This window comes from Romboutsia sp. 1001713B170207_170306_H8 (genome assembly GCF_015550495.1).
Lineage (GTDB): Bacteria > Bacillota > Clostridia > Peptostreptococcales > Peptostreptococcaceae > Romboutsia_E.
The window spans coordinates 244,319-257,682 of the sequence record NZ_JADNAX010000005.1 but is presented as its reverse complement, the minus strand read 5'-3'; the positions used below and the strand labels follow the sequence as shown (position 1 = coordinate 257,682).

Sequence of the window (13,364 nt, the reverse complement as noted above, 5' to 3'; positions counted from 1 at the left end):
CCTGGTTGATAGGTCGAAGGTGTAAGTGCAGTAATGTATTTAGCTTATTGATACTAATAGGTCGAGGACTTGACCAATAAATTTAAATGATAAATCAATAAATGATATGTAGTTTTTATAGTATTAACTCTAAAACTTAATATAAGTTAATCGAAAGATTATGTGGTTATTATAGCAAAGAGGATACACCTGTTCCCATTCCGAACACAGAAGTTAAGCTCTTTAGCGCTGATGGTACTCGGAGGGTAACCTCCCGGGAGAGTAAGACGTAGCCACGTAATCTTTTTTTATGTAAAAAAACAATTTATCACATTTTAACTTTAATTCAAATATAATAAATTAAAGCAATTTCGAGGTGATAGTATGGAAAAAATAATTCATACAGGGGGAAAAGTATTTTTTACAACATTGATTTTAAGTATAATCTCATATTTATACTTTACCATACTGCCTTTAAATTACATTACTATCTATATAGGATGCATATTTTTAGTAGTATACTTTGGAGTGAATATTTATATTGGACTCACTACAAATATGGACTTAATTGAAGCAATATTAGTAGGTACTATAGGATGCAGTATGGGATTATTTTTATTATTCTTTTCACTATACTCACAATTAGTACTAAAAAACTCAGATTTGGCACTTTGGATAATAAAACCTTACTTTATTCCAACCATGTCTTTAATAAACATAACTTCAAATAATAATATTACTGTCATTTACCCAATAATATTAATGATTATAAATATAAGCTTAGTCGTAGTGGGTAATGTTATAAAAAAAGCAATGAATAAATTTAAGTATTAGGCTCAATAATTATAATATAGTAAAAGTATAGGGCATGGTAATTATATGTATAAAATACAAATGAAATGTTTATATAGATTAAATGTTCGAAGAAAAGAAATAAAAAATAAGTTTTATAAAAATTAAATAATACTAAATACTATCAATGATTTTGCTATACTATTTGATAGTATTTTTTTTGAAAAAATTTATATGTTATAATTGATAGTATATACAAATAAGAAATTTAATGAAAAATAACTTTACTTATAGAAGAAGGTGATAATATGAAGTTTTTATATAATATTAGGTGTCAAAAAAATAAAAATAAAAAAGTAATAGATAAATATTTAGAATTAATAAACTTAAATCATAATCAATCAAGGAAAATTTTATTATTAGTACCTAATAATATGACAAAGCTAGAATATGAAAGGCGTGTAAATTTAGAGTATAGTGAAGAATTAAAAATAACTACATATTTAAATTTTGTAAAAAATGAATTAATAAAGTATTGGCCTATTATTATAAAAAATTGTGAAGATATTAAAAGTAACTCTATTTGTCCAATATTCATAAGTAATAATTTAAGTGATTATATTATAAGTAATGAAGTAAAGAAAAAAAGAAATTTAGAAGGTTATTTTAGTGATATTACAAGTACAGATAGAGGAATTATAAGTAGCATTAGTACGAATATAAATAAAGCTGCATTAAGTTTGATAGAATTCACAACTATTGGAGATAGATTATATTTATCTAAAAAAAATAAGGATAAGATTTTAAAATTTTCATATTCACAAATGAATGAAATTATAAATTATTATACAGAAACACTGCTAAGTGCTGGTATTGTAGATAATTCTATTTCAATATATTTATATAATAAATATTTATTAAGTGATAATGACTATATAAAGAATTTAGAAAAAAATATTAATTATATAATTGTAGATAGTCTAGAAAGTTGTAGTAGTGCAGAGGTTGATTTTATAGATATAGTATCATCTTTTGCTAAAGATAGTTATGTTTACTTCAATAGTAGTAGAGATTATTCCTCATTTAATAATATAGATATGGAATATATAAGAGAGAAAATAATAAAAACTTTTATAAATGCAAAAGTAGAAAATACAAATGAATTAGTCGGTAACATAAATCTTGAAGATTTATATTTGAAAAATGTTGATATTGAATTAAATCAAGGAAGTCAATTGTACAGTCAAATGATTCAAGAAGTTACAAATAAAATTATAGATCTGGTAAACAGCAATATTAAACCTAAAGATATAGTTATACTATCACCTATAAATAACAATATTTTAGACTACCAAGTAAAATATATATTAGATAAATATAATATTGGTGTAATAAATACAAAGAAAGATAAGAAAATTGTCGATTATCCATATGCAAATGCACTAATCGTAGCTGCATGTATATTTTATGATTATGAACAACTTATAAAGGAAGAAGAATATATAAGTTTTATAGAGACAGTTTTTGAAACAAATAGAATACAAGCTTTTAAAATATTTAGGGATAAAGAAAATAATGAAAATTATCAAGAATTAATAGAATATATAAAAAGATATAAGTCAGAAAACATAAAGATATATGAATTTTTAATGAGATTTTATATAGATAAAATGTTGAGTTTAAAAGAAGGTAAATTAAATGTAAGAATATGTAGACATATTATACAAGAAAGTGAGATATTTACAGATAATATAAATCTACTAAATTTAGATAAAAATAAATCAAAAGAAAAAATATTTATAGATGTATTAAAAACTACAATAAAAGATTACTATTTATCTAAGGAAATTCAAGATATTAAAGAAAGTAATAAAATCATAATATCTACTCCATATTCTTATATAACATCTAATTTAGATAGAAAAGTTCAATTATGGGTAGATATAGGAAGTAATGCTTGGAATATGAAAATTGAAAAAGATATAAGTAATGTAATCGTACTAAGAAAATCTTATAATGAAAATAAAATTTATACTGATGATATGGAAGAAGGATATAAAAAGTACTATCTATATAATATGATCTATAATTTATTAGATAGTGCTAAAAAGGTATATGCGTATAAAAGTGATTATACTGTAAATGGATATATGCAAGAAAGTATACTATATAGTCTCTTATTAAAACTTGTAGATAAAGGAGGTGAGTAGTTTGAATAAAATAAATTATAGAGAAGATCAAATCCCTATAATAAATTATAAATCAGGGACTATGGCAGTACCTGCAGTACCTGGAGCAGGTAAAACTTTTATTGTCACAAATTTAGTTGCGAAATTGTTAGAAGAAAACTTAAATGAAAAAGGTAAAATATTAATACTTACATATATGAATAGTGCGGTAAATAACTTTAAAGGAAGAATTAAAAAAATATTAGAAGAAAAAGATATTCAAAAACATAATTTATATGAAGTTATGACTATACATAGTTTAGCAGTAAAGATTATAAAAGAAAAACCTGAGATAATAATGTTAAGTGATGAATTTAATATAGCAGATGACTTACAAAAAAATATAATACTTACTGAATGTATAAACCGATATAGATTAAGTGGTGGGGAAAAGATATTTAACTTTTTTTTAAAAGAACAAAAAAGTGAACGCTGGAGAGACATAAGTTTAGAAAATTGGGATAGAGGTTTTTATGATTTAATTGGAAACGCAATAAGTGAATTAAAATATAAAGATATAACACCAGATAAATTAGAAGAAAATATATCTAGTGATTATAAAGGAATGCTTAGGATAGTACTTCCAATATATAAGGAATATGATAGAAAATTAAAACAACAAGGATTATTAGATTATGATGATATTTTAGTTTTAGGATATAAAGCTTTAAGCATAGATGATGATTTAAGATCTAAATTTCAAAATAAATATACATATGTATTTGAAGATGAATGTCAAGATTCAAATGAGATACAAGGAAAAATTATTAAACTAATATGTGAAAAGAATAATAACTTAGTTAGAGTTGGAGATATAAATCAAAGTATAACTGGTACTTTTTCATCAGCAGACCCAAAGTATTTTAAAAACTTTATAGACAATGCAGATTATTGCTATAGAATGGATATGTCTAATCGAAGCTCTAAGGACATACTTGATTTGGCAAATGAATTAGTAAGTTATGTAACTAAAGAATTTAATCAAGTTGAATGTAGAGAAGCATTAGAGGATATGAAAATAAAGACTGTTCCTGAAAATAAAGGATACAAAGAAAATCCTAAACCAGAGAATTATACTATAAATGCTATAAAGTATGAAACTTGGAAAGAAGAAATAATTAAAACAGTAAGATTTACTAAAAATATAAAGCATAAATATCCGGACAAAAGCATTGGTATATTGGTTCCTTTTAATGACCATGTAAGTCAAGTTGGAAGAGAGCTAGAAAATGTAGGTTTAGAGTTTGAGGAATTAGGACCAAACTCAAGTAATAAAAGAAAAACTTTGAATAATATAGGATATATAATTGATTTTGTTTTAAATTGTGATAATATAAATAAGCTTATAACAGTATTAGATAAAGCGTTTATACACAGTGATAATGAACTGGGTAAGAAAGATTTTATAGAAATACTAAAAAAATATAATACAGAAGAGCTTATATATAATGAAGAAATTCAATCTAATTTAATTTTAGATACACATGGAGAAATATTTAAAGGTTTTAAATATGGTGTAGATTCATTAAAAGAAATTTTAGCATACCCCATAGTAAGATTAGACTTATTTATATTGTTTATAGGTGAAAAATTAAACCTTGAACAAGAAGATAGGGCAATAGTTGATTATATATCATTTTATGTTAAATTTTTAATATCGGAAAATATTAATACAAATCTTCAAGACGTATATAACATAATAGTAGATACAAGAAATAAAGTTTTTTCTCATATAATAGAAGTCGTATATGAGATAAATGGATATGAACCATCTCCGGGTAGTATAACTGTATGTAACTATCATAAATCAAAAGGACTAGAATGGGATTGTGTATTTTTATTAGGATTAAGCGAGTTTAATTTTCCTGATAACGTTAATCAAAAGTTCCAATGTGAAAAATGGTACTTGAAGGATAAATATAAAAATCCTGAAGCTATAATAAAGAATGAAATAGATGCTATTATAGAAGGGTACAATGGTATAGATTATGAATATCAAACTAAAATAAACATAATAAATGAAAAGATAAGATTATTATATGTTGGAATAACAAGAGCTAAGGAAATGCTTATAATGTCTACATGTTCATTTAAGGATGAAGTTGATGTAGGTAATGAAAGAAAAAGGCAAAATCCATGCATATATTTATGGAAGCTAAATAATTATATAAAGTTAAAAAGAGGGAAGTGATTTAAATGAATAAAAATTTACAGTATTTAATATATAGTCAAAACTCTATAAATACATATAAATCATGTCCTCTAAAATTTAAGTATAAGTATATTGATAATATTAATTGGAAATTTGATGATTTTACATCAGAGGAATATTATAAAAGCTTAAAATCAGGACGAGAATTTCATTTATTATGCGAAAGATATTTTAGTAATATTCCGTTAGGGGAAATTGAAAGTGAGAAGTTTAATAAATGGATTAAAAAAATAAAAGATCTAATTCCAATATCAAAAGATTATATATATTTACCAGAATATGAAATAAGATATAAGCTAAATGGAAATGAAATACAGGCAAAGTATGATTTAATTATAATAGGAAAAAATAGTATAGATATATGGGATTGGAAGACGGAATCAAAACAAATTGATTATAAGAATGTAGAACAAAGAATGCAGACAATGGTATATTTAAGTTTAGCAAAGGAAGTTATACCAAAGTTATTTGATTTAAATATAGAACTAGAAAATATAAAAATGTATTATTACCAACCTGAGTTTGATTATGAACCAATAATTATTAAATATAATGAAGAAAATCATAAAAAGTATATTAAAAAGATAAGTGAATATATAGAGATTATAAAGCGAACTAACTATGATGGTAATGATGGTGATATAACTATAGAAAAAAATAAAAGGCATTGTAACTATTGCGAATTTGACAAGCTTTGTAATAAGTAACGCAGGAGGTAAAAATGGGACTTAAGTTTATATTAGGTAGAGGAGGCAGCGGAAAGTCTACCTATATGCTAGAAGAAATAAAGAAGAAAGCTCAAGAAAATGAGGTAACTCCGATAATAATGCTAGTTCCAGAACAATATACCTTTGAAATGGAAAGAAGAATGAGTAACTTATTTTCAGGAGATGAAAAAGATAAGTATTTAAGAGCAAGAGTATTGAGTTTTAAGACTATGAGTAATATAGTCTTTTCTCATGTTGGAGGATTAACAAATGTTAATATAAATTCAAGTGGAAAGGCTATTATTACTAGCAATGCTATAGAAAGTGTAGCAAAAGAATTAAATATATTTTCAAAATCAGCTACTCAATCAGGTTTTATAAGCTCAATAGTAGATATGATATCTGAACTTAAACAATATAATATAAGTCCAGAAATACTTGAGCATGTAAGTGCTGACGTTGAAAATGAAACTTTAAGTTTAAAGCTAAAAGATATAAGTAAAATATATGAGGCATTTGAAAGTAAATTACATGAAAAATATGTAGACTCTCAGGATATGATTAATTTATTAGCTGATAAGATAGAGTCATGTACATACTTTGATGGATGTTATATTTATATAGATGAATTCACAGGTTTTACACCTAATCAATACAGAGTATTAAAAAGTTTACTGCATAAAGCTAAAGAAGTAAATATGTCTCTTACATTAGATAGTGTATCAAATTTTTCATACAATAAAACTGATGCATTTTCTAGAACAAAATTTACCTATGAAAGATTAAATAAGCTTGCATTAGAAGAAAGTGTAAAAATACATACACCTATAAATATAAATAATGGTATTATTCCTAGGTTTAATGGAAATAAAGAATTACATCACTTAGAAAGATACTATAATGCTTATCCATATAAGATATATGAGGATGAAACAAATAATATACAAATAAAAGAGTTTAATAACTTATATTCAGAAGTTGAAGAAATAGCAAAAGAAATAATTCACTTGGTAAGAGATAAAAAGGTTAGATATAAAGATATAACTATAGCAACTAGAGATTTAAATAGATATGATTTTTTAGTACATTCTATATTTAATGAATATGATATACCTAATTTTATAGATAAAAAAAGGGAAGCTAAAAGTAATCCAATAATTGTTCTTATAATATCGGCTCTTGAAATGAAAAATAGAAGATATAGCTATGAAACTATGTTTAGATATCTAAAGAGCGGTCTTTTAGGTATAGATAATAATGATATAAGTTTACTAGAAAATTATGTTCTTGCTAACGGAATTAGAGGTAAAAAGTGGTTTGAAGAAAAGTGGAATTATAGAATAAATGGAAACTATAACACAGAAGAAACTGATTATGAAATAGCTTTAAAAGAGAGAATAAATCAAATTAAAGATAAAGTTATTTACCCTATAATGAAGCTTCAAGATAAGCTATTAGGAAGAAAAACTGTAATAGAGTTATGCCAATATATATATGAATTTTTATTAGATATAAATATCCCAATTACTATAGAAAAAATGATATTAAATTTCAAAGATAAAGGTGAATTAGATATAGCTAATCAATATTCTCAAGTTTGGGATATTGTGGTGGATATACTTGATCAAATGGTTGAAATAATGGGGAATGAAAAAAAATCATTGGATGAATTTATAAGACTTATAAGTTTAGGATTTGATGAATATGAGCTAGGACTAGTTCCTCCAAGTATAGATCAAGTTCTTGTAAGTAGTGTAGATAGGATGAAAAACCCTAATACAAAATACTTATATTTAATAGGTACTACAGATGGAATATTTCCTCTTATATCAAAGGATAGTGGATTATTAAGTGATAATGATAGAGAAGACTTAGGACAAAAAGGAGTTCAAGTTGATATAGATAGTAAAACTAGGACTTTTGAAGAACAGTTTTTAGTTTATAAATCACTTACTTCTACTATGGAAAACTTAATTGTAACTTATCCAATATCTGACCATGAAGGTAAAACTTTAAGGCCATCAGTTATAGTTTCTAGATTAAAGAAAATATTTCCTAAAATAAATAATAAAAGTTATTTATTAGAAGAAGATATAAATAGTAATCAAGAGATATTAAATAGTATAACTGTGAAAGCTCCTACATTTAATAAACTAATAAATGAAATAAAAGAATTTGAAGAATCTAAAGAAATAAAAGATATTTGGCTAGATGTATATAGATATTTTATACAAGACGATGAATATAAGGGTATTTCAAGGAAAGTTATATCAGGATTAAGTTACACAAATCAGGTAGAAAAGGTAGAAGAAGAAAAAATTAAAAGATTATATCAAAATAATTTATTAAGTGTATCAAGAGTTGAAAAGTACTCTCAATGTCCATTTGCATATTTTATACAGTATGGTCTTAAAGCAAAGGAAAGAAAAGAGTATTCATTTACTGCTCCAGACTTAGGAAACTTTATACATAATATATTAGAGAGTTTTTCAAAATCATTAGCAAAAGATAATCTACATTGGGAAGATGTAGATATTAATTATATAAAAAATAAAGTATCTATATTAGTTGATGAGATTATAGATAAAATACCTGGATATATATTAAATAGTTCAGAAAGATATAAATATTTAGCATTTAGATTAAAAAATATGTTAATAGCAGCCTTAAATGTAATAGCAGAACAAATAAAGCAAGGATCATTTGAACCTAGTGATTATGAAGTTGAATTTGGTATAAATGGAAAATATCCGCCGATAAAGTTAGTATTAGATAATGGTGAATGTATTAACTTAATAGGTAAAATAGATAGAGTAGATGAATTTGAAGAAAATGAAGATAAGTATATAAGAATAGTTGATTATAAATCAGGTAATAAGTCAATTAGCTTAAGTGATATATATTATGGTTTACAGTTGCAATTATTAGTTTACTTAGATGCAATACTTGAAAGTGCAAGTAAAGGTCATGGAAATCTAAGTCCAGCTGCTATTTTGTATTGTAGGATAGATAATCCAATAGCTAAGTTCAATGAGGATAAAGATGATGAAGAAGTAAGAGAAGCAATTCTTAAAGATATGAGGATGAAGGGCCTAATAATAAAAGATGCTCATATTATAAAAGAAATGGATAAATCATTAGCAGATGGAGAACGAAAATCATCTCTTGTTATACCGGCTAATTTAACTAAGGATGGAAATATTGGAAAAAATACAAATGGTGTTACTTATGAAGAATTTGATATTCTAAGAAAATATGTAAAAAGCACAGTTAAAAATATATGTACAGAAATGATGAGTGGAAATATACATATTGGACCTTATAAAAATAAAAATGGAACATCTTGTGATTTCTGTAGCTATTCGGCGATTTGCCAATTTGATACTACAGTTAGAGATAATAAGTATAGAATACTAAATAATAAAGATAACGATGAAATTATTAAATTAATGAAGGGAGAGTGTGATTAATGAGTTCTCCTAAATGGACAATAGAACAACAATCAGTTATAGATAGTAGAAATTGTAATCTTTTAGTTGCGGCCGCTGCAGGTTCAGGAAAAACAGCAGTATTAGTTGAGCGTATAATACAAATGATAACTGATAAAGATAATCCGATTGATATAGATAAATTACTAGTAGTTACATTTACCAATGCAGCTGCATCTGAAATGAGAGAAAGGGTGGGAGATGCAATAGGTAAAGCCCTTGATGAACATCCAGAGAATACTAATTTACAAAATCAACTTGTACTTTTAAATAAGGCAAGTATAACGACTATACACTCATTTTGTTTAGAAGTTATAAAATCTAATTTTCATAGGATAAACTTAGATCCTAACTTTAGAATAGGAGATACTACTGAGTGTACAATATTAAAAACTGAAGCCTTAGAAGATGTATTTGAAGAATTGTATAAGGAAAAGGATTTAGGATTTTTAAATTTAGTAGAAAGCTATGCTGAGAAAAGAGGAGATAATGAACTTCAAAACATTATTCTTAGCATATATTCATTTGCTATGGCATCTCCTTATCCAAGTGAATGGTTAATTAAATCAGCAGAAGATTTTAATATAGATGATAATTTTGAATTTGAAAAATCAGCATGGGCTAAATATATACTAGATACAGTTAGAATAGAAGTTAGTGGAATAGAAGTTAGTATGAAAAAAGCTTTAGAAGAAGTTGAAGATATTTTAGAATTAGAAACATTTACAGATAAATTAAGAATAGAATATCTAAAAGTAAAAGATTTACTTAAAGCTTGTAATACATCATGGAATGAAACTTATACAAGAATGTCTTCTATGACTTTTGAAAACTATGTAAAGGGAGTAAAGAGGATTCCAAAAGATGCTCCAATATATATAAAAGAAGCTAAAGATAAAGCTAAATCAATAAGAGACAAGGCAAAGAAGTCATTAGAAGATATAATACAGAGCAGTTTTTATAAGGATACAGAAAGCATAATTGAAGAGATAAAATATTTGTATCCGATAGTAAAATCTATTTCTAGTACAATAATTAAATTTGAAGAAGAGTATTCTAAGAGAAAAAGAGAAAAGGGAATAATCGATTTTAATGATATTGAGCATTTTGCTTTAAAAATATTAACTCAAAGAGATGAAAATGGAAAAATACTAACAGATGAGTTTGGTAATTCTATTCCATCAGAGATAGCATTAGCATATAGAGATAAATTTTATGAGATATTTATAGATGAATATCAAGATAGTAACCTAGTACAAGAAGTATTACTTAGTACAATAGCAAAAATACAAACTCCAAACAGGTTTATGGTTGGTGATGTTAAACAAAGTATATATAGATTTAGACAAGCAAAACCTGAAATATTTCAAGAAAAATATGAAACTTATGGAGTAAATGAAGGAAGCTTATATAGAAAAATAATGTTATACAAAAACTTTAGAAGTAGAGCTGAAGTTTTAGATTCTGCTAACTATATTTTTGAAAATATAATGAGTAAAAATATAGGTGAAATTGAGTATACAGAAAAAGAAAGGTTAAACTTAGGTGCTAATTTTAAGGAAAATAATGATGAAAATATAATAGTAGGTGGTCCAACTGAAGTACATATAATTCAAAAAAGCAAGGTTGAAGATTTAGATGATAATACAGAAGAAAAACAAGATGAAGAAGAAATAGATAATATACAATTAGAAGCTAGAATGGTAGGAAAAATCATAAAAGATTTGATGACACCTAATAAAGATGGAAAAATTCAAATGATTTATGATAAAAAAATAGATTCTTATAGAAGAGTAGAATTTAAGGATATAGTAATACTTCTTAGAGCAACATCTGCGTGGGCTCCTGTATTTGCAGATGAACTTATGAATATGGATATACCAACTTATGCTGATATAGGCGTTGGATATTTTGATACAATAGAAATAAAAACAATGATATCTCTTCTACAAGTTATAGATAATCCTCTTCAAGATATTCCATTGTTGGCAGTATTAAAATCACCTATGTTTGGTTTTACACCAGAAGAGTTAATAGATATAAGATTAGAAAATAAAGAAAAATCATTTTATGAAGCTTTAGAAGACTTTTCATATGAAAGAGTATTAGAAGTAAACAATGATGAAGATCAAGTTATAAATTTAGGAAAAGTATATGAAGAACTAGAAGATATACATACAATTAAAGACTTTAATACATTTAGTAATTTTGGAGATTTTAATGAACTTGGTCAAATAGACTTAGATATACAATCTGGTGAAATAAATGAAATAAGTTATGATAATAAGGTGTTTAATTTATCAGAAAATCCTCAAATAAGAAAAGCTCAAGAGTTTTTAATTAAGTTAAAAGATTTTAAGGAAAAATCATTATATATGAGTACTGATGAATTTTTATGGTATTTATATACAAAAACAGGATATTATGCATATGTAGGAGCACTGCCAAGTGGAAGCCAAAGACAAGCAAATTTAAAGATATTATTTGAAAGAGCTAAGCAATTTGAAGAAACAAGCTTTAAAGGTATATTTAATTTTATAAACTTTATAAGTAAATTAAAAAAATCTAATACAGATATGGGAAGTGCTAAAACCCTTGGAGAAAATGCAGATGTTATTAGAATAATGAGCATACATAAAAGTAAAGGATTAGAATTCCCTGTTGTCATATGTAGCGGTATGGGAAAGAATTTTAACACTCAAGATTTTAAGAAAAATATACTGTATCATCATTCATTAGGATATGGACCACAACTTGTAGATTTTGAAAGAAGAATATCTTTTCCAAGTATAGCAAAGGAAGCATTGAAAAATAAGATCAATATAGAAAATTTATCAGAAGAAATGAGAGTACTATATGTTGCTTTTACTAGACCAAAGGAAAAACTTATAATTACAGGTTCTACTAAAAAAATAGAAGATAGCATAAAAAAATGGTCATCAGAATTAGACAGTTCTAAAACAATTTCTCAGTACTCTATTTTAAAAGGAAAGAACTTTTTAGACTGGATAATGCCTTCTATACTAAAACATAGAGATTTAGAAAATATAAGAGATGCTATAAATGTAAATATTGAACATATAGAAGATCATCCGTCAAAGTGGAGAACAAAGTTATGGTATAAGGAAGATATTTTAATTGATAAAAAAGATGAGGAGAACGAAAATAGTATAGAATGTATACTTGAAAACTTAAACTTAGATGAATTTAGTACAGAATATTATGAGCAAATAAAAGAAAAATTAAATTATCAGTATCCATATAAATTCAGTATAACTAAGCCAGCAAGTATATCAGTTACAGAAATTAAAAAAGTTCAAAATACTTATGAAGAAGATTTTTCACAAAGTTTATTTTCACAAAGAACAGTACTTAAAAAGCCATTATTTATTCAAGAAAGTCAAGAAAAGGATAAAATAACTGGAGCGGAAAGAGGTACAATTGTTCATTTAATAATGCAAGTATTAGATTTAAATAAGATAAGTAACATAGATGATATAAAGAAACAAATAGAAGGATTTATAAAAAAAGGTATAATAACACAGAAACAATCTATGGTATTAAATCCATTTAAAATATATAAATTTTTTAAATCTGATATAGGACAACGAATGCTAAAATCAGAGTTTATAAAAAGAGAACAGGCTATATATACTCAAATAAAAATGAAAGATGTATATATTTTTGAAGCAGAATTACAAAAAGATGATAGCATATATGATAGTGAAACTTTAATGCTAAGAGGTATAATAGATGCTTACTTTGAAGAAAATGGAGAAATAGTATTGATAGATTATAAGACTGATTTTGTAAATGATGAAAACAAAGAAATCGTAGTAAATAGATATAAAAAGCAATTAGACTTATATTCAGAAGCTCTAGAAAAGCTTACAGGAAAAAAAGTTAAAGAAAAATGTATTTATCTATTTGGAATAGATGAAGCAGTATATTATTAAAA

The 13,364-nt window shown here is 25.1% G+C and carries 6 protein-coding genes and 1 rRNA gene; all 7 read left to right on the top strand.

What is annotated here, in order from left to right; translation table 11 throughout:
• Nucleotides 1-161: 161 nt before the first annotated feature.
• A 5S ribosomal RNA gene (gene rrf / locus I2A66_RS11910) occupies nt 162-278 on the top strand.
• A gap of 259 nt (nt 279-537) precedes the next feature.
• Nucleotides 538-813 carry a hypothetical protein gene (locus I2A66_RS11905; RefSeq protein ID WP_195251721.1) on the top strand — a complete coding sequence of 92 codons (276 nt, stop codon included), beginning with the start codon at nt 538-540 and terminating at the stop codon, nt 811-813.
• Between the two features lie 266 nt (nt 814-1,079).
• Nucleotides 1,080-2,981 carry a hypothetical protein gene (locus I2A66_RS11900; RefSeq protein ID WP_147515675.1) on the top strand — a complete coding sequence of 634 codons (1,902 nt, stop codon included), beginning with the start codon at nt 1,080-1,082 and terminating at the stop codon, nt 2,979-2,981.
• A complete protein-coding gene (locus I2A66_RS11895; protein WP_334298824.1) occupies nt 2,974-5,190 on the top strand; it encodes an ATP-dependent helicase in 2,217 nt (738 codons plus the stop codon). Before I2A66_RS11900 ends, I2A66_RS11895 begins: the two co-directional genes overlap by 8 nt.
• Nucleotides 5,191-5,195: 5 nt before the next feature.
• On the top strand, nt 5,196-5,918 hold the full coding sequence (locus I2A66_RS11890) for a PD-(D/E)XK nuclease family protein (protein ID WP_122640190.1): 723 nt from the start codon (nt 5,196-5,198) through the stop codon (nt 5,916-5,918).
• Between the two features lie 14 nt (nt 5,919-5,932).
• Nucleotides 5,933-9,388 carry a helicase-exonuclease AddAB subunit AddB gene (addB, locus tag I2A66_RS11885; protein WP_147515677.1) on the top strand — a complete coding sequence of 1,152 codons (3,456 nt, stop codon included), beginning with the start codon at nt 5,933-5,935 and terminating at the stop codon, nt 9,386-9,388.
• On the top strand, nt 9,388-13,362 hold the full coding sequence (gene addA / locus I2A66_RS11880; RefSeq protein WP_195251719.1) for a helicase-exonuclease AddAB subunit AddA: 3,975 nt from the start codon (nt 9,388-9,390) through the stop codon (nt 13,360-13,362). Before addB ends, addA begins: the two co-directional genes overlap by 1 nt.
• The last annotated feature ends 2 nt before the right edge of the window (nt 13,363-13,364 follow it).

Excerpts from the sequence above, each read along its gene's own strand:
- I2A66_RS11890 (WP_122640190.1), top strand. The coding sequence starts at position 5,196 with ATGAATAAAAATTTACAGTATTTAATATATAGTCAAAACTCTATAAAT.
- addA (WP_195251719.1), top strand. The coding sequence starts at position 9,388 with ATGAGTTCTCCTAAATGGACAATAGAACAACAATCAGTTATAGATAGT.
- addB (WP_147515677.1), top strand. The coding sequence starts at position 5,933 with ATGGGACTTAAGTTTATATTAGGTAGAGGAGGCAGCGGAAAGTCTACC.
- I2A66_RS11905 (WP_195251721.1), top strand. The coding sequence starts at position 538 with ATGGACTTAATTGAAGCAATATTAGTAGGTACTATAGGATGCAGTATG.
- I2A66_RS11900 (WP_147515675.1), top strand. The coding sequence starts at position 1,080 with ATGAAGTTTTTATATAATATTAGGTGTCAAAAAAATAAAAATAAAAAA.